Source organism: Janthinobacterium pasteuri, from assembly GCF_051380775.1.
Lineage (GTDB): Bacteria > Pseudomonadota > Gammaproteobacteria > Burkholderiales > Burkholderiaceae_D > Janthinobacterium.
Genome location: NZ_JBNYXS010000008.1, coordinates 20847 through 42203 on the forward strand (window position 1 = coordinate 20847; position 21357 = coordinate 42203).

16 protein-coding genes and 1 riboswitch are annotated in these 21357 nt (G+C 61.5%); of the genes, 4 read left to right on the plus strand and 12 right to left on the minus strand.

Going from position 1 to position 21357, the window contains the following annotated elements; all coding sequences use genetic code 11:
* Positions 1 to 6: 6 nt before the first annotated feature.
* The 4 genes from ACQ4WN_RS10335 to hppD form a co-directional block, all read right to left on the minus strand.
* Entirely contained in the window at positions 7 to 2730 is a 2724-nt protein-coding gene (locus ACQ4WN_RS10335; protein ID WP_436551460.1) for a TonB-dependent receptor plug domain-containing protein, read from the minus strand.
* Between the two features lie 163 nt (positions 2731 to 2893).
* Positions 2894 to 4387, minus strand: coding sequence for a S41 family peptidase (locus tag ACQ4WN_RS10340; protein ID WP_436551461.1), 1494 nt, complete (start codon positions 4385 to 4387; stop codon positions 2894 to 2896).
* A gap of 123 nt (positions 4388 to 4510) precedes the next feature.
* Complete coding sequence (locus tag ACQ4WN_RS10345) at positions 4511 to 8107, minus strand: indolepyruvate ferredoxin oxidoreductase family protein (RefSeq protein ID WP_436551462.1); 3597 nt, start codon at positions 8105 to 8107, stop codon at positions 4511 to 4513.
* A gap of 195 nt (positions 8108 to 8302) precedes the next feature.
* Positions 8303 to 9430, minus strand: a complete 1128-nt coding sequence (gene hppD / locus ACQ4WN_RS10350; RefSeq protein ID WP_436551463.1) for a 4-hydroxyphenylpyruvate dioxygenase — start codon at positions 9428 to 9430, stop codon at positions 8303 to 8305.
* Positions 9431 to 9555: 125 nt separating this feature from the next.
* On the opposite strand from hppD, the gene ACQ4WN_RS10355 reads away from it, so the two are divergent.
* Positions 9556 to 10080 carry an Lrp/AsnC family transcriptional regulator gene (locus ACQ4WN_RS10355; protein WP_070220829.1) on the plus strand — a complete coding sequence of 175 codons (525 nt, stop codon included), beginning with the start codon at positions 9556 to 9558 and terminating at the stop codon, positions 10078 to 10080.
* Here ACQ4WN_RS10355 and ACQ4WN_RS10360 read toward each other — a convergent pair.
* The 4 genes from ACQ4WN_RS10360 to ACQ4WN_RS10375 form a co-directional block, all read right to left on the minus strand.
* On the minus strand, positions 10072 to 10785 hold the full coding sequence (locus ACQ4WN_RS10360) for a GNAT family N-acetyltransferase (RefSeq protein ID WP_133988845.1): 714 nt from the start codon (positions 10783 to 10785) through the stop codon (positions 10072 to 10074). The genes ACQ4WN_RS10355 and ACQ4WN_RS10360 overlap by 9 nt on opposite strands.
* An 86-nt stretch (positions 10786 to 10871) precedes the next feature.
* Positions 10872 to 11969 (minus strand): tRNA nucleotidyltransferase/poly(A) polymerase-related protein, encoded by a 1098-nt coding sequence (locus ACQ4WN_RS10365; protein WP_436551613.1) that lies wholly within the window; start codon positions 11967 to 11969, stop codon positions 10872 to 10874.
* A 13-nt stretch (positions 11970 to 11982) separates the two neighbouring features.
* Complete coding sequence (locus ACQ4WN_RS10370; RefSeq protein ID WP_436551464.1) at positions 11983 to 12699, minus strand: glutathione S-transferase family protein; 717 nt, start codon at positions 12697 to 12699, stop codon at positions 11983 to 11985.
* 22 nt (positions 12700 to 12721) lie between these two features.
* The gene (locus ACQ4WN_RS10375; protein WP_436551465.1) at positions 12722 to 14668 is read right to left on the minus strand and encodes a lytic transglycosylase domain-containing protein; all 1947 of its coding nucleotides are present in this window, start codon (positions 14666 to 14668) and stop codon (positions 12722 to 12724) included.
* 65 nt (positions 14669 to 14733) lie between these two features.
* Between ACQ4WN_RS10375 and ACQ4WN_RS10380 the strand changes: the two genes are divergently transcribed.
* Positions 14734 to 15345: a 5-formyltetrahydrofolate cyclo-ligase gene (locus tag ACQ4WN_RS10380; RefSeq protein ID WP_436551466.1), complete on the plus strand. Its 612-nt coding sequence runs from the start codon at positions 14734 to 14736 to the stop codon at positions 15343 to 15345.
* 10 nt (positions 15346 to 15355) lie between these two features.
* On the opposite strand, the gene metF is transcribed toward ACQ4WN_RS10380, so the two are convergent.
* From metF to metK, 4 genes are all read right to left on the minus strand, one after another.
* A complete protein-coding gene (gene metF / locus ACQ4WN_RS10385) occupies positions 15356 to 16186 on the minus strand; it encodes a methylenetetrahydrofolate reductase [NAD(P)H] (RefSeq protein WP_436551467.1) in 831 nt (276 codons plus the stop codon).
* Positions 16173 to 16529: a phage holin family protein gene (locus ACQ4WN_RS10390; protein ID WP_436551468.1), complete on the minus strand. Its 357-nt coding sequence runs from the start codon at positions 16527 to 16529 to the stop codon at positions 16173 to 16175. Before ACQ4WN_RS10390 ends, metF begins: the two co-directional genes overlap by 14 nt.
* Before the next feature lie 81 nt (positions 16530 to 16610).
* Positions 16611 to 18035, minus strand: coding sequence for an adenosylhomocysteinase (ahcY, locus tag ACQ4WN_RS10395; RefSeq protein ID WP_436551469.1), 1425 nt, complete (start codon positions 18033 to 18035; stop codon positions 16611 to 16613).
* A gap of 24 nt (positions 18036 to 18059) precedes the next feature.
* A riboswitch (S-adenosyl-L-homocysteine riboswitch) is annotated at positions 18060 to 18128 on the minus strand.
* A 132-nt stretch (positions 18129 to 18260) separates the two neighbouring features.
* Positions 18261 to 19427, minus strand: a complete 1167-nt coding sequence (gene metK, locus ACQ4WN_RS10400) for a methionine adenosyltransferase (RefSeq protein WP_101483530.1) — start codon at positions 19425 to 19427, stop codon at positions 18261 to 18263.
* A gap of 188 nt (positions 19428 to 19615) precedes the next feature.
* On the opposite strand from metK, the gene ACQ4WN_RS10405 reads away from it, so the two are divergent.
* Together ACQ4WN_RS10405 and ACQ4WN_RS10410 are read left to right on the plus strand one after the other, a co-directional pair.
* Positions 19616 to 20485 (plus strand): lysophospholipid acyltransferase family protein, encoded by an 870-nt coding sequence (locus ACQ4WN_RS10405; protein WP_436551470.1) that lies wholly within the window; start codon positions 19616 to 19618, stop codon positions 20483 to 20485.
* On the plus strand, positions 20482 to 21357 hold the full coding sequence (locus ACQ4WN_RS10410) for an LpxL/LpxP family acyltransferase (RefSeq protein ID WP_436551471.1): 876 nt from the start codon (positions 20482 to 20484) through the stop codon (positions 21355 to 21357). The genes ACQ4WN_RS10405 and ACQ4WN_RS10410 overlap by 4 nt, the downstream gene beginning before the upstream one ends.

The window sequence follows — 21357 nt, forward strand, 5'->3', positions numbered from 1 at the left end:
CGTGAATTACGAGCCGAAGTGATAGTTAAATTCGACCCATCCCTGGCGGCCCTGCGGGCTGTAGCTGCCCACCGGATAGTACGGCCAGCCGCCGCTGTCGTCGCGCTTGATCTTGTCGAACACGTTGTTGACGATCAGTGACAAGGTGGCGCGGTCGTTGATGCGGTACACGGTGCTGATATTGGCCAGTGCCGTCGGCGTCAGGTAGCCGGTACCGGCGGCGTTCGGGATCTTGCTGTAGCGGCTGACCAGCAAGGTGTTGGACCAGTCGCCAGCGCTCCAGTTGACGCTCAGGTTCAGCTTGTCGCGCCAATCCGAATTGCTCAGCGATTTGAGCTCGTCGATCTCTTCGTCGCCGGCAAATTGCTGCGATTTATTGCTCAGTACCTTGGCGTAATTGGCCTTGAAGGCAAAGCGCCCATAGTCCGACGTACGCAGCAAATACTTGACGCTGATGTCGATGCCGCTGCTGCTCTGCTTGGCAGCATTGATAGGATTGACGGTGATGGTCTTGATCTCGCCGGCGCGGTTCAGGGCATTGGCCGCGAAACGCTCGACGCGGCCCAGGGTGTCGGCGCAGGTAGGCGAAGCGGCATCGAGCTTGCCCAGGCGGCAATCGGCTTCATCGCGCAGGATCTTGTCCGCGCTCAGGTTCGTCACCAGATCGTCGATCTTGATGTTCCAGTAATCGACGGAGACGTCGAAATTGGAACTTGGCGACCAGACGGCGCCCACGCCGAACGACTTGCCTTTTTCCGACTGCAGGTCGCGACTGCCGTTCTGCACATAGTCGGCGCCCGGCGACTTGCTGGCGAATTCGCACTTGTCGATGGCCTGGCCGGCAGCGTTGCAACGGTAATAATCGGTGGTGCTCGAATAGTAGCCGGTGCCGCGTGCCTTGTAGATGTAGTTCATGTCCGGCGCGCGGAAGCTGGTGGCGTAGTTGGCGCGGAACAGCAGCTCAGGCGCGGGACGCAGTTCCAGGCCGCCGTTGTAGGTGAACTTGCCTTCATGGCGGCCGGCAAAGCTGTAGCGGTCGTAACGGCCGGCCAGGGTACCGGTCAGCTTTTCATGCAGCGGCAGATTCACTTCCGCTCCCAGCGCATAGCGGGTACGCGTGCCGGCCGTGATATCGGACTTGGTGGCGACGTTGAAGTAACCGTCGTTCAGGCGCGCATCGGGAACATTGCTGAAGCCCTGCTTGCCCACTTCGGCAATAGTGGCGATCTTCGCCGCGCCAGCGGGCAGCTGGAACAGATCGCCATTGGTGGCCAGGCTCAGGGTATTCGTCCAGGCCTTGTCGTCGCTGTCGGAATTGCCCGTGATGCTGTCGAATTCGGCCGCCGTCACGCGGCGCGACAAGCGGGCCGGGTCCGGTGCGTAGATCGGCACGCCGGCAGCGTCGGTGCCCAGTTTCGGCCCCAGGAAGAAGCTGTCGATGTTGGCCAGCGCGCGCGGCGTGTGGCTTTCGCTCTTGTACACCGAGGCGTTGTAATTCGCTTCATACTGCCACGATGACGTGCCGGGAATGCGGCCCTTGGCGCCCAGCGAGATGGCTGTGGCCAGGTCGTCCCACTTGCGGTTGTAACGCTCCACGCCACCCATTTCCTCGGGCGACATATAGCGCGTCCACGCTTCGTAGCGATTGGTATTCTGGTTACGGAAATAGCTGCTGCCCGTCGACGACGACGTCCACGTGGGGCCGCGCGTATTGTTTTCTGTCGAGTTCTTGCCGATCAAGAAGTCGGCAAACAGGGTCGTTTCCGGCGACAGCTCGTAGTTGGCGCTGCCGAACACGTTCTGGCTACGGTTCTTCGTTTGCGTGGTCCAGTAGGTCGGCCCCACTTTCGGGCTGGCGCAATAGCTGCCGTTCTTCGCCTGGTACTTGATGACGCTGCCGCCGTACATGTCGCCAAACTGGCTGCACGTATCGCCCAAATCCACGTAAGTGCCGGAGGTGCCCGCTTGCACCACGCGGCGCGAAGCGATATTCGTCGGCGTGCCCGATTTGCTGGACATGAAGTCGCGGTCCAGGCTGGACAGCGGATCGCGCTGGCTCAGTTCCACGCTGAACAGGGTATGCAGCTTGTCGAAATTGCCGCCTCCCGTCAGTTGCACGCGCTGGTTGCCTGCGCCGCCGCGCGTGGTGCCGCCCGCCTTGACGTTGATATCGAAACCTTCCGTCTGCTTCTTCAGGATCACGTTCACCACGCCGGCGATCGCATCCGAGCCATAAATGGCCGAGGCGCCGCCGTTGAGTATCTCGATGCGGTCGACAATGCTCGACGGAATATTCGCCAGGTTGGTGAAGTTGACCGTGCCTTCATAGGCGACGGGGAAGTCGGCCAGGCGGCGGCCATTGAGCAGGATCAAGGTGTGGTTCGGACCCAGGCCGCGCAGGCTGATGGTATTGGCCGACGGCGTGAACGTGTTGCCGAAGTCCTCGCCTTGCGTAAAGCCGCTGTTCTGTACCTGGTTGGTCAGCGCATCGAAGACGTTCTTGTAGCCTTGCTTGGTGATTTCATCGCCCGTCAGGATGGTGACGGAGGACGGGCCTTCCAGGCTGGCGCGGGGAATGCGCGAACCGGTGACCACGACGGCTGGCGGGGTGGCCGCTGCCTGCTGACCCGCTGCGGGCGCTTGCGTCTGTGCGTGCGCCTGCCATGCGGTGCCGCCCAGGATGGCCAGTACGGCGACGGTGAGCGGTGGCAACTTGAATTGTATAGGCATCTTTGCGCTTCTCAAGGTTAGGGAGAAGGCGAAAGATATCAAGATGCCAGCAATTACAGAACGAATGGATTCATCTTTCCATATATCAAAATTGTTATATAGAAAGATTCATGAGCAGGAAAACGCCAGGCGCCATGGGGATTCCATGGCGGAAGCATGCGCTTTAACGGCGAATGATGGCAATTTCCTGATAGGCCGGCCGCAGCAAACGCATGGCCGTGTCAGCCGGACTCTCCATCGAACTCAACAGCCTGGTCGCCCCCGTGGCCGGCGTGCAGCTGCCGCTGCTGCGGTAGCGCAGCGCCGCCGCCAGCATGCCTTCCGCCGCATCGCCCAGCTGGTGCTGGTAATCGTCCGTCACGTCGCAGGTCGGCACCATGCCATCGGCAAAGTCGCCAAAGCCCTTGGCGTTGACGCCCTGGAACTGCACGGCAAAATACGTGGTGCCGCAATTGGGCGTGGGATAAAAACCGTAGGGCTTGCCGCACGTCGTGCCGCCGATCAGGTTGACCTGCACGTCCACGCCGCGCAAGCCGTTGATGATCGCTTCGCTGGCCGAGCAGGTATTGCCCGTTGTCAGCAAGGTCACCCGCTTGAGGCCCAGGGACGGCAGCGGCGTGCCCTTGGCGAGGGGATTCGGGCCGCCGAAGCCCTGGCTTAGCGCATGAAATGGCACGGGCGCTTCCGGACGCGTCTTGTCGTTGAAGAGCGTCTGCTCGAAGGTCTTGCCGGTGGTGACTTGCGGGCCGGCAATCATGTACGCAAGTTCGCTGGCGACATCCAGATAGCCGCCGCCGTTGTAGCGCACGTCGAGCACCAGGTCGCTGATGCCGGCCGCCTGGAAGCGGCGCATGGTCTCGACCAGCTGGCGCTCGGCGACATTATTGTGGGTGTTGAAGGTCAGATAGCCCACCTTGCCCGTGGGCGTGTCGATGATGCGCTCGTTTTGCACGGCGCTGGTGCTGACCTCGACCGCCTGCAGGGTGGCGCTCAGCGGCGTCCCACCACGGCTGAATCCCAGCGTGTGCGTGCCTTGCGCTGCAGGGAACAGGCCCGCGTTGATGATCTTCACACTGGCAGTGTCGGGGGAATTGACGAAATCGGTTCCGTCAACGGTTTGCAGCTCGTCGCCGCGCCGCAAACCCGCCAGTGCCGCCGGCGAGCCTGGCTCGACAATGGTGACCACGGCCTTGCGCGGCGGCGTGGTGCGCGTCAGCGCCAGCAACATGCCGTAGCCAAGCTCCACGCCATTGAGCGAGGCTTCCCATTCCGCCGTCGTATACGTGAAATGGAACTGGTCCTTCGGCTTGCCGGAAGCCGTCGTGGCCGTCGTTTTGAGCACATCGAAATACGCTTTCGGCGTGGCAAAGCTCTGCGGCTGGTAGGTGGTCGGCACTTCGCGGTACCACAGATAGGTTTCATCGATCCAGCTGCGCACCCACGTCAGTTCATCGAGCAAGGTGCCCTGCTTGTCGATGCTGCTGCCGCTGCGCGGCGCCTCGCAGCGGTTCGCGACCGTGGATGAAGCGACCAGCGCCGTGGGGCCTGTCGGCGTCACGGGCGGCACGACGGCCGTGCTGTCGCTGCCGCCGCCACCGCAGGCACTTAACAACAATACGAGAGGAACGGCCAGGGAAGAGAGGCGCAGGGAAGGCATGAGGAACTTTCCTAAAAGAAATTATCGGAAAATTATAATGTGTTTTGCCAGCAAGCGTTGTTTTCTTTAACACAGAAAAATGGCGCCCGCAGGCGCCATTGTTACAACGTCATACTAAAAACATCACGCCACGGTCGCCGCCACGGGTGCTGCCACGATGGGCGGCAACGGTGTCGGCGCGTTGAAGGCGATCAGCAGACTGGCTTCCTTCTCTTTCGCCGCCTCCAGGTGACGCTCCTTCACGTGACCATAGCCGCGGATATCTTCCGGGATGCTGGCAATGGCCACGGCTTGCGCCAGCTTGGCCGTCGTCAGTTTCGGCAGCAAGCCGCCCACCGTCGCACGGTATTCAAGAATCAGCGCACGTTCCATCTTGCGCTCGGCCGTATGGCCGAACACGTCGAAGGCCGTGCCGCGCAAGCCCTTGAACTTGGCCAGCACGCCGAACGCCTTCAGCATCCACGGGCCATACTCTTTCTTGATCAGATGGCCCTGGGCATCCGTTTTCGCCATGATCGGCGGCGCCAGGTGGAATTTGAGCTTGATGTCGCCTTCGAACATGGCGGCGATCTTCGCCTGGAAGGCGCCGTCCGTGTACAGGCGCGCCACTTCGTACTCGTCCTTGTAAGCCATCAGCTTGTAGAAGTAGCGGGCCACGGCTTCCGTCAGACGCAGATGCGGGCCATTCAGGGCGCTTTCGGCGGCGCGCACCTGGCCGACGAAGTCCAGGTATTGCTGCGCATACGCGCGGTCCTGGTAGGCCGTCAGCAAGGCCACGCGTTTTTCGATGATGTCGTCAAGCGTGTCGATACGCTTGAATTCCACCACTTTCGCTGGCGTCGTCATGCGCACCAGACTGGCCGTATCGTGGGCACCTGCGCGGCCCCAGTTGAAGGCGGCCTTGTTGAACGCTACCGAGACGTTGTTCAAGTCGATGGCCTTCATGATGGACGCTTCGGTGAGCGGCACCTTGCCCTTTTGCCAGGCATAACCGAGCATGAACATATTCGTCGCGATGGAGTCGCCCATCAGCGCCGTGGCGATCTGGCCTGCGTCGATGAAGTCCACGTGGTCGCTGCCGCACGCTTTTTCGATTTCCATGCGCGCCGAAGCGCCGGGGAATTGCCAGTCCGGGTTCTTCACGAAGGCGGCCGTCGACGAGCTGGTCGAGTTGATCATGGCCCAGCTGCGTCCTTCTCCCATGCGCGACAGCGCATCGCGGCTGGCCGTGACGATCAAGTCGCAGCCGATCACGAGATCAGCCGCACCCGTGCCGACGCGCGTCGAGTGGATATCTTCCTGGCGGTCCGCCAGGCGCACGTGCGACATCACGGGGCCGCCTTTTTGCGCCAGGCCGCTCATGTCCAGCACGGAACAGCCCTTGCCTTCCACGTGCGCCGCCATGGCCAGGATCTGGCCGACGGTGACGACGCCCGTGCCACCGATGCCGGTCACCAGGATGCCGAATGGCTCCGCCGTCGAAGGAATGGCTGGTGTCGGCAAGGCCGGCACGGCTGGCGCATCCTTGTCAGCGGCAGCTGCCTTCTTCGGCTTTTTCAAGCCGCCGCCTTCCACCGTGACAAAACTTGGGCAGAAACCCGTGGTGCACGAGAAATCCTTGTTGCAGGACGACTGGTTGATCTGGCGCTTGCGCCCCAGGTCCGTTTCCAGCGGTTCCACCGACAGGCAGTTCGATTGCACGGAGCAGTCGCCGCAGCCTTCGCAGACGGCTTCGTTGATGACGGCGCGCTTGGCCGGGTCCGGATACTCATTGCGTTTCCGGCGGCGGCGTTTTTCCGAGGCGCAGGTCTGATCGTAGATCATGGCCGACACGCCCGGCATGTCGCGCAATTCGCGCTGCACGTCCATCAGCTCCGAACGGTGGCGCACGGTGACGCCTTCCGCCCAGGCGTAATCGTCCGGGTATTTTTCCGGTTCGTCGGTGACGACGATGATGGGACCGACGCCTTCGGCGGCGATCTGGCGCGAGATGATGGCCGGAGACAGGGGGCCGTCGAATTCCTGGCCGCCCGTCATGGCCACCGCATCGTTGAACAGGATCTTGTAGGTGATGTTCACCTTGGCCGAGACGGCCGCGCGGATGGCCAGGATGCCCGAGTGGAAATACGTGCCGTCACCGAGGTTGGTAAACACGTGCTTTTCATTCGTGAACGGCGCCTGCCCCACCCAGGTGACGCCTTCGGCGCCCATGTGGGTAAACGTCGACGTCTCGCGGTCCATCCACAGCACCATGTAATGGCAGCCGATGCCGGCCAGCGCGCGCGAACCTTCCGGCACCTTGGTCGAGGTATTGTGCGGGCAACCGGAGCAGAAGAACGGCGTGCGGTCTTTCTGCGGATCGGGTTTCGCGCTGATCGCTTTCAGCACATTCTCTTTGGCTTCCAGGTAGGCAATGCGTTCCTTCACACGCTGCTCGACAGGATGACCGGCGTAGTAGCGCGAAATGCGGCTGGCAATCGCGCGCGCGATCATGGCCGGGTTCAGCTCGTACGTGGCCGGCAGCAGCCAGTCGCCGTGTCCCGTGCCCTTCTGGTTGCTCCATTCGCCCGTGTCGTCGAACTTGCCGACCACGCGCGGACGCTCGCCATCCTTCAGGTTGTACAGTTCTTCCTTCAGCGCGTATTCGAGGATCTGGCGCTTTTCTTCCACCACCAGGATTTCGTCGAGGCCCTTGGCAAATTCATGCACGCCGTCCGCTTCCAGCGGCCAGGTCATGCCGATCTTGTACAGGCGGATGCCGATGTCGGACGCCGTCTGCTCGTCGATGCCCAGGTCGGCCAGCGCCTGGCGCGTGTCCAGGTAGGATTTGCCGGCCGTGATGATGCCGATGCGCGCCTTCGGGCTGTCCCAGATGATCTTATTGAGCTTGTTGGCACGCGCATACGCCAGCGCCGCATACCATTTGTAGCTGTTCATGCGGACTTCTTGTTCCAGCACCGTATCGGGCCAGCGGATGTTCAGGCCACCGGCCGGCATCTCGAAGTCGGTCGGTAGCACGATCTGGACGCGGTCCGGGTCGAAATCGACGGCGGCGCCCGACTCGATGATGTCGGTCACGCATTTCATCGAGACCCACAGGCCCGTGTAGCGGCTCATGGCCCAGGCATGCAAGCCGTAGTCGATGTATTCCTGCACCGACGACGGGTACAGCACGGGGATGCCGCAGGCGTTCAGGATATGGTCGGACTGGTGCGCCGTGGACGAGGATTTGGCCGCATGGTCGTCGCCGGCCAGTACCAGCACGCCGCCGTGCTTGGCGGAACCGGCGTTATTGGCGTGCTTGAACACGTCGCCGCAGCGGTCGACGCCGGGGCCCTTGCCGTACCACATGCCGAATACGCCGTCATACTTCGCGTCTTCGAACAGATTCGTTTGCTGCGTGCCCCAGACAGCCGTGGCGGCCAGGTCTTCGTTCAAGCCCGGGTGAAATTTGACGTGGTGTTCATCGAGGTATTTCTTGGCCTTGATCGCCGTCATGTCGACGGACGTCACAGGCGAACCGCGGTAACCGGTGATGTAGCCGGCCGTATTCAGGCCAGCCTTCAAATCGCGCTCGCGCTGCAGCATGGGCAGGCGGATCAGCGCTTGCGTGCCCGTCATGAAGGCGCGGCCACGCTCCAGCGTGTATTTGTCGTTCAGGGAAATCTCGGACGCGTGCGCGCCCGGCTCAAGACTCGAGCCCTTGATAGCTGCATTCATTACTTGTCTCCATTATTCTCTGTGCTACGCGTGCAAAGTCGGTTGAACTCACACGTACCGGCCGCGCTTTGTGAGCATGCCGGTGCGGAAAAATGACTTGTTTGTCGTAGACTACCACAGGAATGCGCACAGTTCTTTGCTGCGCTGCACTCCCCGGCTGGTGCTATTTTTACTACTGCTTGTTACAAAGCAACATTACGCCGCATTCGTATCTTTCAGCACGCCGCGCTTGATCTGGTCCAGCTCGATCGACTCGAACAGGGCGCGGAAATTGCCTTCGCCGAAGCCCTGGTCGCCCTTGCGCTGGATGATCTCGAAGAAGATCGGACCGATCACCGTCTGCGTAAAAATCTGCAGCAGCAGTTCGCGTTCCGTTTCCGTGCTGTGGCCATCGATCAGGATGCGCAGGCGGCGCAGTTCTTCCAGCTGCTCGCCGTGGTTCGGCAAGCGGCGGTTGACCAGCTCATAGTAAGTTTCAATCGTGTCCTGGAAATCGATACTCGTATCGCGCATGCCTTGCACGGACGCGTAGATATTGTCCGTGCCCAGGGCGATGTGCTGGATGCCTTCGCCATGGTATTGATCCAGGTATTCGGCAATCTGCGATTTGTCGTCCGACGATTCATTGATCGGGATACGGATCTTGCCGCAGGGCGAAGTCATGGCCTTGGATTTGAGGCCCGTCAGCTTGCCTTCGATGTCGAAATAGCGCACTTCGCGGAAGTTGAACAGGCTTTCATAAAAGCTCGCCCATTCCTTCATGCGGCCACGGTGCACATTGTGCGTCAGGTGGTCGATATATGTCAGGCCGTGGCCGACGGGGTTGGCAACGGCGCCGGGAATGGCGACGAAGTCGACGTCATAAATGCTGATGTCGCCGATGCCGCCCGGTGCGGCCGCGTCCGGCTTGTCGGCGCCCTTGCCGCGCCAGCGGTCGACGAAGTACAGCAGCGAATCGCCGACGCCCTTGATGGCAGGGATATTGAGCTCCATCGGCCCCGTTTTATTGTCGAAACCCCAGGCCCCCAGTTCCAGCGCGCGGCGGTACACAAAGGCCGCGTCGTCGACACGGATGGCGATGGCGCACACGGACGGGCCGTGGTGGCGGGCAAAGCGCTGCGCGAACGAATCTTGTTCGGCATTGATGATGAAATTGATGTCGCCCTGGCGGTACAGGGTCACATCCTTGTGGCGGTGGCGCGCGATGGCCGTGAAGCCCATGTTCTCGAACAGCTTGCCCAATGCTTTTGGGTCTGGTGCTGCATACTCGACGAACTCGAAACCATCGGTACCCATCGGGTTATCCCAAGGCTGAAATTGCATGATGTCTCCTCCAAGAAGTAGCGCACAGTATAGGCGTGGGTCACGGGCATTAAATGCCAAAGATCTCCCGAACAATCATGATTTGCGCAATAATATTGCGTGAAATGAGAACCACCGGAGGAAGCATGAGCAAAATTACGCTGGATAAAACGGACCGCAAGATCCTTGCCGTCCTGCAGGCCGATGGCCGCCTGTCGAATCAGGACGTGGCCGAACAGGTCAGCCTGTCGCCGTCGCCATGCTTGCGCCGCGTCAAACGGCTGGAAGAAGCGGGCGTGATCCGCCAGTACGTAGCCCTGCTGGACCCGGAAAAGATCGGCCTGGGCTTGCTGGCCTATGTGAATGTGCGGCTGGAAAAGCACAGCGACGCCACCGCGCACAGCACGGCGCGCGTGCTGGCGCCCAACCTGGTGACGAATACCTCGCCGCGCGCCGACTTCGCCGTGGCCGTCGCGCATTGGCCAGAAGTCGTGGCTTGTTATGCGATGACGGGCGAAATGGATTATCTGCTGCGCGTGCACGTGGAAGACATGGAGCATTTTTCGCGCTTCATGATGGCGACCCTGCTGCGCCACCCGGCCGTGCTGGACGTGAAATCGAGCTTTGCCTTGCAGCGCATCAAGGATACGACGGCCCTGCCCTTACTGTGACGGCGGTGACGGTGGCTCGGGCTTCTTCTTGCGACCCGGCAAGCGATCCCACAGTTTGAATGCGGCGCGCGCGTTCGCCTTGAACGTGTAGTCGAACATGGCGAACTGCTCCTGCACCGCTTCCTGCAGCATGCTGGTCGGGTTCGGGGGCAATAGTTTCAGATAGGCATCAGCTTCGCCATAGTCGCGCTGAATTTCCATGCCCGCCTTCTTGGCGATATGCATCATCGTCTTGTTCGACGACAGACAATGCATGTACAGGGTATCGACATCGTTGTTACGGCAATGAATCGCCGCCCGCTCGAACAGTTTCGAACCGACGCCCATGCCGCGCATGGATTTCGACACGGACACGCCAAACTCGGCCACCTGCTCCTTATCCGTCACGACACTTTTCGCTGGCGACTTGTCCTTCGGCGCGAACGCCAGATGCCCCACGCCCACCAGCTTGAACAGGCTGTTGTAGACGCCATAAATCATGTCGCGCGAGAAATCCATCTTCTGCACGTACTGCGCCACCAGTTCATCGGGCAAGGCGCTGCCGAAACGCAGCAAACGATCGCTTTTTTCGAGCGACAGGAAATGCTTCATCATGCGGCGCCGGTCGCGCTCATGCAACTGCTTGACCAGCACGGTCGGGCGCCCGCCGCCGCTACGGCTGAGCCAGCGGCGAAACGGATTTTGAAATAGCTTGGGTAAGGTCACGACGACTCCAGGGGCGGTGCGGCGGCACGTCAGGCCGATATTGTGCAGTGCAACATTGTTGCGCCATTGTAGCCTATTCCCGCCATTCAAGCCTGGGCCAGGAATGCTTGCACGGCCGCCACGCGCGCCGCATGGATGACTTCGGGAATGCGTTTCGGCTCCGCGCAACCCTGCGCCAGCGCACCCGCGTTGACGGCGCGCGCCGCGTCCAGCCCGCCCTGCAGCCGTGCCGCCGGCGCAAAGTTGCCCGCGACCAGCCCATCGCACGCCACGGCCTGCAGCAGTTGCGCAAAGCGCTGCGGCTTGCGCAAGCCATCGCAGCGTTCGCACAAACTCACTACGGCTTCGGCGGTCAAGTCCAGCGCGCCGTTGATATTGTGCAACTCGCGCGCCGCCATGAGGGCCAGCTCGCGGCACTCGTTGGGCACGCGCAGGCGCTCGCTCAGCTGCTCGATGGCATCCTTGCTCACATGCAGCATCAGGGCGGCGAAGCGCACAGGTAATTCATGACCTTGCGCGGCGGCATGGTCGATGACCTGCAGCAAGCGCTCGCTGATGCTGATTTCGCCCATGATGCGCGCCAGCGCGCCGCACTCGTGCAGCACCGCCAGCATGCGCGAAGGGTGGCTTTCCAGCAGCCCCTTGGCCACTTCCTGCCACACGCGCTCGGCCACCAGAGCGTCAACTTCGCCATCAGCCACCATCCGGCGCATCAGGGCCATGGTGGCCGGTGCCACCGTAAAAGCGTCAAAACGGGCGGCAAAGCGTGCCAGGCGCAAGATGCGCACGGGGTCTTCGCCGAACGCGTCGGAAACGTGGCGGAAGATTTTGTTGCGGATATCCTCGATCCCGCCGAACGGGTCGGTCAGGCTGCCGTCTTCGGCTTGGGCGATGGCGTTGATGGTGAGGTCGCGCCGCACCAGGTCGTCTTCCAGGGTGACATCGGGTGCCGTGTGGAAGACAAAGCCCCGGTAGCCGGGCGCCGTCTTGCGCTCTGTGCGGGCCAATGCATATTCTTCCTGCGTCTTCGGGTGCAAAAACACGGGGAAATCCTTGCCGACGGGGCGAAAACCCTGGCGCAGCATGTCTTCGGGCGTGGCGCCGACGACGACGTGGTCGTGGTCTTTCACGGGTAAGCCCAGCAGTTGGTCGCGCACCGCACCACCGACCGTGTATATCTTCATCATCAACTTCTCTCTAATCGGGTAATTCCGCGTCGTGTTTGGCCGCCACTTCCGTCTCCGCCAGCGCTTCCGTGATCCAGCGCGCCACGGCCGGGTGCGCCTGCACGCGCTCGCAATACGCGTTCAGGGCCGGCGCCAGCGACACGCCATACGTACGGAAACGCATGACGACGGGAGCGAAATACGCGTCGGCGATGGAAAAATCGCCAAACAGGAACTGATGGTGGCCAAAGCGCGACAAACACTCTTCCCAGATTTCGCTGATGCGGCCTATGTCCGCCTGCGCGGCAGCCGTGCGGCCCCGGCCCGGCAACCTGGCCTTGATATTCATCGACATATCCGTGCGCAAGCCGGCAAAACCGGAATGCATTTCCGCGCAGACACAGCGCGCCATGGCGCGCGCGGCCACGTCTTGCGGCCACAGGTGTTTGTCAGGAAACTGCTCGGCCAGGTATTCGCAGATGGCCAGGCTGTCCCAGATCGTGATCTCGCCCGCCAGCAGCACGGGGACCCGGCCGCAGGCCGAATATTCGGCGATTTTGGTGGCCGTGTCGCTCTGATCGAGCAGCACGCGCACTTCCTGGAACGCAATGCCGAAAGCTGTCATGGCCACCCACGGGCGCATCGACCACGATGAGTAATTCTTGTTGCCGATGATGAGGGTCAGGCCCGGCTCGCGGGCGGCGGCCAGGGTTTGCGTCAGGCTGGGATCAAGGATGGTCGTTTGCATGGTCGGGTATCAATTCATTGGGTTACGGCAAATCGGCCGCGATGGCGCTGTTTTTCGGTCCCACGGTACCCAGGCGCGCTTTCAGCGATTGCGGGCGCTTCTCGAACAGGGCCGCGTAATAGGTGGCGTTGGCCATCACGTTTTTCACGTAGCCGCGCGTCTCCGTGTACGGAATCGTTTCGGCGAAGACGGCGCCTTCCAGCGGACGCGTCATGGTGGCGCGCCAGATGCGCAAGCGCCCCGGCCCCGCGTTGTAGGCGGCGCTGGCCAGCACTTGCGAACCATCGAGGCCACCGAGCACCATATTCAGGTAATTTGTGCCCAGCAAGACGTTGGTGCGCACATCGCTCAACGTTTCCGTGACGAAATCGGTGAGGCCGATCTTCTTGGCCACGTAGCGGGCCGTCGATGGCATCACCTGCATCAGGCCAGAGGCGCCCACATGCGACTGCGCATCCATGATGAAGCGCGATTCCTGGCGGATCAAGCCATACACCCAGGCTTTATCCAGGCCCAGCGTTTGCGTGGCCGGATGCATGACGTCGTCGTGCGGCGTCGGGTAGCGCTGCGTATAGTCCACTTCCAGGCGCGTGCGGTCCGAGGTATTGACCATGCGGTCGAGCACATTGTTCTGGCGCGCAAATTCCGCCGCCGCCAGATGCTGGCGATCCGTCATTGAGCGCAATTCCCAGTTCCACTCGCGCGTGCCTTCGAAGCGCAAGCGCATGTTGAAAAATTTCAAGGCGCGCTGCAAGCCCGGATTGGCGGCCATGGCGGCAATTTCCGCAGGCGTGACGGGCTGGCCCGGCGGCGGCAAGACCAAATGGTTGCCCAGCTCTTCATTGGCCAGCAAGCCGTAGAAATTGGACTGCTCGGAAATCGTGCGATACAGGGTGTCGGCCTGTGCATTCGGGCGACCCGGCGTTTCCGCCTGTTGTGCGCGCGCCATCCAGTAGACCCAGGTGGGGTCCGTGCGCAGGGAGGCCGGCATGGCCTGGATGGACGACTTCACCACGGCCCAGTTGCCTTCGCGCAAGGCAATGCGCGTTTTCCACTGCATCTGCTCCTGGGTCAATGGCGCGCCATTGGATTTTTGCCAATATTCAAACGCTTCCGGCGCCAGCGAATACGATGCCTGCAGGGCCAGGCTGGCCCAGCCGATGGCCTGCTCCTGCGCCGTCAGCTGCGCGCTGGCCTTTTGCAGCGCCACCACGCCCAGCTTCAGGGTGCTTTTCGCCATGCGGCCGACGGCCACCAGGTACATCTCGTGGTCGGCGCGACTTGGCCCCGGTCCCTTGGCCAGCATCAGCGCCGGCAAGTCGATGGCTTGCGCCATCTTCGCGTCGGATGCACCCAGCAGCAGCGCAATGCGGCGCGCCGGGCCCGTGGCATTCGTCTGGCCCGCCAGGCGGATCTGCGCCCACAGATCATTCGTGTCGAACTGGCCGTTTTGCGCCAAGACTGCGATCAGGCTGCCGCACGCTTCGCCATAGCCGGGCGGCGAGACGAGCAGATTGCGCGCCTCGGCCGCCACGTTCTGGCCCTTGGCGGCGCGCGACATCAGCGCGTAGCACTTGAGCTGGGTGTCGTCATCGAGGGCGAATTGCGGATATTGCTCATCAAACACGACCCAGTCGCGCTTGCGGCCCAGCTCCAGCAGCCAGTCGTTGCGGAAACGGTCGGCGATGGCGCTGCCCTTGTAGCGGTTCAGGTAATCGCGAAATTGCGCCTCGGTCAGCTGTTTGATGCGCGGTTTCAGCCGATAATAGTCAACATACGATGGAATCTGGTAATTCGTCAGGCGCCCCGCATAAAAGTCGACTTTTTCGACGTCATCCTTGCGCGCGGCGTCGCGCAGCAGCAGGAAGGCATCGTCCTCGCTGCGCGTGTCGGGTGCGGCAGGAGAGACGGTGGCGGATACCTGGGCCAGGGCGGCCAGGGGAGACAGGGCCGATGCAACACACAGCATCGTGCCGGCAATCCATTTCAGTGGGGAAATCAATGTACGACTCTCAATCTTAACTTGATGGTGATATGAATAGCGACCCTAGAATAACATGCGATCCGGCTACGCGGCCACCCATTGCGCCACAGGACAAAGCCGGCTTGCGCAAGGCCCTGCTGGCGGCCCGCCGCGCCCTGCCCGATGCCACGCGCGCACGGTGGGATGCGGCCATCGCGCAGCGCCTGCTGGACTGGTGCGCGCAAGAAAAAATCGGTGAACTGGGCGTGTACTGGCCCCTGCATGGCGAGCCGGACTTGCACGGCGCGTATGCGCAGCTGGCCGCGCGCGGCGTGAAATTATGCCTGCCGGTGGTGCTGGAAAAGCATGCGCCGCTGGCATTTTCCGACTGGAGGCCCGGTGTAGCGATGGTCAAGGATGGCATGGGCGTGGCCGTGCCGTCCCAGTTGCGCCTGCGCCCGGCGCCTGCCACCCTGCTGGTGCCCTGCCTGGGGTTTAATGAGCAACGTTACCGGCTCGGTTATGGCGGCGGGTATTACGACCGCACCCTGGCGACCACGCCGCGGCCGCGCACCCTGGGCATCGCCTATGCCTGCCTGGCGGCCAGTTTTCCCAACGGCGCATACGACATCGCCCTCGATCACATCATGACCGAGGGCGATCTTTACTGTCAGACGCGATAACCCCGAGGGATTACTTCACCAGGCGCTGCCACAATGCGGTCGTGGGCGCCGCCTGGTTCATGCTATAGAAATGCAAGCCTGGTGCGCCGCCTTCCAGCAAACGCTCGCACAAGCCCGTCACCACGTCCAGGCCAAAGGCCTTGATGGACGCGCTGTCGTCGCCAAAGCTGGCCAGTTTCAGACGCACCCAGCGTGGAATTTCCGCGCCGCACATGTCCGAAAAGCGCATCAGCTGCGTGTAATTCGTGATCGGCATGATGCCGGCCACGATAGGCACGTTGATGCCCATCTTCTGTGTCTGCTCGACAAACTGGAAATACGCATCGGCATTGTAAAAGTACTGGGTGATGGCAGCATCGGCGCCGGCCTGTACCTTGCGCGCGAACGCCTGCAGGTCGTCTTGCGGCGAACGCGCTTGCGGATGCACTTCCGGATAGGCGGCCACTTCGATATGGAAATGGTCGCCCGTCTCGGCGCGGATGAATTCCACCAGCTCGTTGGCGTAGCGGAATTCGCCCGAGGCGCCGTAGCCGCTGGGCAAATCGCCGCGCAAGGCCACGATACGGCTCACGCCGGCTGCCTTGAAGTCGGCCAGCACGGCGCGGATCGATTCGCGCGAACCACCGACGCAAGACAGATGGGGCGCGGCTTGTTCGCCGGCCGCCAGGATCTCGCGCACGGTGTCCAGGGTACCTTGCTGCGTGGTACCGCCGGCGCCAAAGGTCACCGAAAAATACTTCGGATGCAATTCAGATAACTTTGCACGCGTGGCGCGCAGCTTTTCCGCCCCTTCCGGGGTTTTCGGCGGGAAAAACTCAATACTGAAGTTATGCTTTTCCATCGTCATTACTCAAAAGTAAGGTCGACAAGGCCCAGGAAATGATGCTGTACAAAATGGCACCGCCCACGGCAGACCAGAAACTGGCGACATGGAAACCAGCTATCACCTGCGCCACCAGCCAGAACATGAAGCCGTTGATGATCAGGATGAACAGGCCCAGCGACAGGAATGTCACGGGCAGAGTCAGCAAGATCAGCAATGGGCGGATCAGCGCATTGACCAGCCCCAGCACGGCAGCGGCCAGCAGCGCGGTCCAGCCGCTGCTCATCGTCACCGAGTGCATCAGGTAAGGGACGGCAAACAGGGCTGCCGCATTGATAAACCAAATCAGTAGCAAGCGCATTTCTCTAGCCTGTCAAAAGTAGGGTCAGGCCGGCGGCGGGCGCCGGCCCTCAGAGGGTGAGTTACAGCCCCGGACTACCGATTAGTAACGGTAGTGCTCAGGTTTATAAGGACCTTCCGTGCGCACGCCGATGTAGTCGGCTTGCTCTTGCGTCAGTTCCGTCAGCTGCGCATTCAACTTTTTGAGTTGCAAACGGGCGACTTTTTCGTCCAGGTGTTTTGGCAGGGTGTACACGCCGACCGGGTAGTTGGCCGTGTTCGCGTACAGCTCGATCTGGGCGATCGTCTGGTTGGCGAACGACGAGCTCATCACGTACGACGGATGGCCCGTGCCGCAACCGAGGTTGACCAGGCGGCCTTCGGCCAGCAGGATGATGCGGCGGCCCGACGGGAAGATGATGTGGTCGACTTGCGGCTTGATATTTTCCCACTCGTATTGCTTCAACGAAGCAACATCGATTTCATTGTCGAAGTGACCAATGTTGCAGACGATGGCCTGGTCTTTCATGCGCGTCAGGTGATCGTGCGTGAGGATGTGATAGTTGCCCGTGCAAGTCACGAAGATGTCGCCATGTTCGCAGGCGTAATCCATCGTGACCACGCGGTAGCCTTCCATCGCCGCCTGCAGTGCGCAGATCGGATCGACTTCCGTCACCCATACTTGCGCCGACAGGGCGCGCATGGCTTGGGCCGAACCTTTACCCACGTCACCGTAACCGGCGATGACGGCCACTTTACCGGCGATCATCACGTCGGTGGCGCGCTTGATGCCGTCGACCAGGGATTCGCGGCAGCCATACAGGTTGTCGAACTTCGACTTCGTGACGGAATCGTTCACGTTGATCGCAGGGAAAGCCAGCTTGCCTTCCTTGTGCATTTGATACAAACGGTGCACGCCGGTGGTGGTTTCTTCCGTCACGCCCAGGATTTCTGGCAGACGCTTCGAGTACCAGGTCGGATCGACCAGCAAATGCCGCTTGATCGAGTTGAACATGCAGATTTCTTCTTCCGAACCCGGATTCGCCAGCACCGACAAATCGGTTTCCGCGCGCACGCCCAGGTGCAGCAACAGGGTGGCGTCGCCGCCATCGTCGAGGATCATGTTCGAGTAGACAGCCTTGCCGTCCGCGTTCGGCCATTCGAAGATGCGGTGCGTGTATTCCCAGTAGTCGTCGAGCGACTCGCCCTTGACGGCGAACACAGCCGTGCCGGCGGCAGCGATGGCGGCGGCAGCGTGATCTTGCGTGGAGTAAATGTTGCACGATGCCCAACGCACTTGCGCGCCTAATGCTTCCAGGGTCTGGATCAGCACGGCGGTCTGGATGGTCATGTGGATGGAACCGGTGATGCGCGCGCCTTTCAAAGGCTGCGCTGCCGCGAATTCTTCGCGGATGGCCATCAGGCCAGGCATTTCCGTTTCAGCAATCTTGATTTCTTTGTCGCCCCATGCGGCCAGAGTGATATCAGCGATGGTGTAGTCGTGTTGCGATTTGAGTACGGCGTTCATCACGCCCTCCTTTCAGTTGAAAAAGGTACGTGAGCGCAGTTGCAGGATATTCCGAGCCTGGCGAATTTCTTCGTCGCAACGCTCCTCGGACACTGGATTTTAACAGCGCAAAGGCCGCTGCGCCAGCCAAATTCGCCATACTTGCTACGTTACAACATCCAACCGCCCATAAAAAAAGCGCCCGTGGCCAGCTGGCCGGGGCGCTTTTCTTGCAAGCGGGCTAGATTACTTCAGGCCGGCGGCGTCGCGCAGCAGGGCGACTTTGTCGGTGCGCTCCCACGTGAATTCCGGCTCTTCGCGGCCGAAGTGGCCATAGGCGGCGCTCTTCTGGTAGATCGGACGCAGCAGGTCGAGCATTTGCACGATGCCTTTTGGACGCAGGTCGAAGTGCGCCAGCACCAGTTTGGCGATTTCCGCGTCAGGAATCACGCCCGTGCCTTCCGTGTAGACGGTGATGTTGATCGGCTTGGCCACGCCGATGGCATAGCTGACCTGCACCTGGCATTGGCGCGCCAGGCCGGCGGCGACGATGTTTTTCGCCACGTACCGGGCTGCGTATGCTGCGGAACGGTCGACTTTCGATGGATCCTTGCCCGAGAACGCGCCGCCGCCGTGCGGGGCTGCACCACCGTAGGTATCGACGATGATCTTGCGCCCGGTCAAGCCGCAATCGCCTTGCGGGCCGCCGATGACGAAACGGCCCGTCGGGTTGACGAGGAATTTGGTCTCGGTCAGCCATTCGCGCGGCAGGATGGGCTTGATGATTTCTTCGATGACGGCTTCTTCGATCTGCTTGTGCGAGATTTCCGGCGCATGCTGGGTCGACAGCACGACGGTGTGCACGCCAACCGGGCGGCCATCGACGTAGCGCAGGGTCACTTGCGATTTTGCATCCGGACGCAGCCATGGCAGACGGCCATCCTTGCGCAATTGCGACTGGCGCTCGACCAGGCGGTGCGCGTAATGAATGGCGGCTGGCATCAGCTCGGCCGTTTCATCGCAGGCGTAGCCAAACATCAGGCCCTGATCGCCAGCGCCTTGATCCAGGTCAATCCCCGCACCTTCATCCACGCCTTGCGCGATGTCGGGCGACTGCTTGTCATAGGCCACCAGCACGGCGCAACCCTTGTAGTCGATGCCGTATTCCGTGTTGTCGTAGCCGATACGTTTGATGGTTTCGCGCGCCACTTGAATATAATCGACATTGGCGTGCGTGGTAATCTCGCCAGCCAGCACCACCAGACCCGTGTTGCACAGGGTTTCGGCAGCCACGCGGGCGGTCGGATCCTGGGTCAGGATGGCATCAAGGATGGCGTCGGAAATTTGATCGGCAACCTTGTCGGGATGGCCTTCGGAAACGGATTCGGAAGTGAAGAGATAGTCGTTTGACATTGCAAGCTCCTGATTACTATGTGAATGTTCTGTCGCAGTAAAGAGGATTTTGCCTGCGACGCTTTAGCGATATTTATATTCCGCTTCGCAAGTTGTCTATTAACTCAGCGGTTACTGCATACGTGGTATTTTACGCTTCTTAAAAAATTTTGGCACAGCAACCCGCCATTCCTGGAAACAGCTTATTCATGTTAGTCCCAATTTTCCGCTTTTTATCCATCTTTCCCCTGCCCGTCCTGCATGGCCTGGGCGCTGCGCTCGGCTGGGTGATTTACGCCATATCCCCATCCTACCGGCGCCGCATGCGCGAGAACATGCAGGGTGCGGGGTTTTCGCAACACTTGCATACGGCCGTGGCCGAAGCGGGCAAGAGCGTACTGGAATTGCCCTTCATCTGGTGCGCGCCAGCCGAGCGCGTGGCGCGCCATGCGACGGTGGAAAACTGGGAACTGGTGGAAAAGGCGTTGCAACACGGCCGCGGCATCGTCTTCCTGACGCCGCACCTGGGCTGCTTTGAAATCGTCGCCCAGCAAATCGCCCTGCGCACGCCGCTCACCGTGATGTACCGGCCGCCCAAGCGCGCCGCGCTGAAACCGCTGATTGAAGGCGCGCGCGCACGCGAAAACCTGATGCTGGCGCCGGCTAATATGTCGGGCGTGCGCATCTTTGCCAAATGCCTCAAAAAAGGCCAGCCCATCGGCCTGTTGCCGGACCAGGTGCCACAAGAGGGCGAAGGCGTGTGGGCCGATTTCTTCGGCCGTCCCGCCTACACCATGACCCTGCCGGCCAAGCTGGCGCAGATGGGCGGCGCCGAAGTCATCATCACCTACGCCGAACGCCTGCCGGGCGGACGCGGCTATGTCGTGCATTTCGTGCCGTTCACCGAGTCGCTGGACAGCACCTCGGCCGGGCAGGCGCGCACCATCAATGCCGCCATGGAACAATTGATCGCGCGCAGTCCCGCGCAATACCTGTGGAGCTACAACCGCTACAAGGTGCCGCGCGGCGCGCCGCCGCCCACGCCAGCGACGCCGGATGCCGTCAAGGAGCAGGCATGAGACTGCTGATCGCCTTCATGTGGCTGCTGCACTGGCTGCCCTTGCCCATCCTCGGCCGCTTCGGCGTGGCCGTCGGCAGCGTGCTGTTCATCGCCATGCCCAAGCGGCGCGAGATCGCCCTGACAAATCTGCGCCTGTGCATGCCGGAATTGACGGAACAACAACGCGTGGCCCTGGCGCGCCAGCATTTCCAGGCCTATTCGCGCAGCGTGTGGGAGCGCAGCATCCTGTGGTGGTCGTCGGAAGCGCGCCTGAACCGCCTGATCAAGAAGGTGCCCGCCTTCCCGGGCCAGCAGATCGCCGCCAAGCCCACCATCTTGCTATGCCCGCACTTCGTCTGCCTCGACGTGGCCGGCGCCGCCACGGCCATGGAAATTTCCGCTTCATCGATGTATGTGCAGCAAAAGAATGCCGCCTTCGACCAGGCCTTGCGCAACGGCCGTTCGCGCTTCAAGCCGCCCAAGCTGTTTACGCGCCAGGACGGCATCAAGACGATTTTGCGCGCGCTGCGCGACGGCTTGCCCTACTTCATGCTGCCAGACATGGATTTCGGCGAGAAGGATGCGGAATTCGTGCCCTTCTTCGGCGTGCCCGCCGCCACCCTGACGGCCACGGCGCGCCTGGCGCTGGCCGCCAAGGCGCAAGTGATTCCCGTCATCGCCACCTTCCTGCCCAATTACCAGGGCTGGAAAGTGACCTATTACCCGGCCTGGGACGATTATCCGGGCGACGACATCACGGCCGCCACGCGCCGCATGAACGAATTCATCGAAGAGCGCGTGCGCGAAGCGCCGGCCGAGTATTTCTGGACGCATAAACGCTTCAAGACGCGTCCGGAAGGCGAAGCGTCGTTCTATAACCAGCACAAGTGA

Excerpts from the sequence above, each read along its gene's own strand:
- ACQ4WN_RS10345 (WP_436551462.1), bottom strand. The coding sequence starts at position 8,107 with ATGAATGCAGCTATCAAGGGCTCGAGTCTTGAGCCGGGCGCGCACGCG.
- ACQ4WN_RS10405 (WP_436551470.1), top strand. The coding sequence starts at position 19,616 with ATGTTAGTCCCAATTTTCCGCTTTTTATCCATCTTTCCCCTGCCCGTC.
- ACQ4WN_RS10335 (WP_436551460.1), bottom strand. The coding sequence starts at position 2,730 with ATGCCTATACAATTCAAGTTGCCACCGCTCACCGTCGCCGTACTGGCC.
- hppD (WP_436551463.1), bottom strand. The coding sequence starts at position 9,430 with ATGCAATTTCAGCCTTGGGATAACCCGATGGGTACCGATGGTTTCGAG.
- ACQ4WN_RS10370 (WP_436551464.1), bottom strand. The coding sequence starts at position 12,699 with ATGCAAACGACCATCCTTGATCCCAGCCTGACGCAAACCCTGGCCGCC.
- ACQ4WN_RS10355 (WP_070220829.1), top strand. The coding sequence starts at position 9,556 with ATGAGCAAAATTACGCTGGATAAAACGGACCGCAAGATCCTTGCCGTC.
- ahcY (WP_436551469.1), bottom strand. The coding sequence starts at position 18,035 with ATGAACGCCGTACTCAAATCGCAACACGACTACACCATCGCTGATATC.
- ACQ4WN_RS10410 (WP_436551471.1), top strand. The coding sequence starts at position 20,482 with ATGAGACTGCTGATCGCCTTCATGTGGCTGCTGCACTGGCTGCCCTTG.
- ACQ4WN_RS10375 (WP_436551465.1), bottom strand. The coding sequence starts at position 14,668 with ATGCTGTGTGTTGCATCGGCCCTGTCTCCCCTGGCCGCCCTGGCCCAG.
- ACQ4WN_RS10340 (WP_436551461.1), bottom strand. The coding sequence starts at position 4,387 with ATGCCTTCCCTGCGCCTCTCTTCCCTGGCCGTTCCTCTCGTATTGTTG.
- ACQ4WN_RS10390 (WP_436551468.1), bottom strand. The coding sequence starts at position 16,529 with ATGCGCTTGCTACTGATTTGGTTTATCAATGCGGCAGCCCTGTTTGCC.
- metF (WP_436551467.1), bottom strand. The coding sequence starts at position 16,186 with ATGGAAAAGCATAACTTCAGTATTGAGTTTTTCCCGCCGAAAACCCCG.
- metK (WP_101483530.1), bottom strand. The coding sequence starts at position 19,427 with ATGTCAAACGACTATCTCTTCACTTCCGAATCCGTTTCCGAAGGCCAT.
- ACQ4WN_RS10365 (WP_436551613.1), bottom strand. The coding sequence starts at position 11,969 with ATGAAGATATACACGGTCGGTGGTGCGGTGCGCGACCAACTGCTGGGC.
- ACQ4WN_RS10380 (WP_436551466.1), top strand. The coding sequence starts at position 14,734 with ATGAATAGCGACCCTAGAATAACATGCGATCCGGCTACGCGGCCACCC.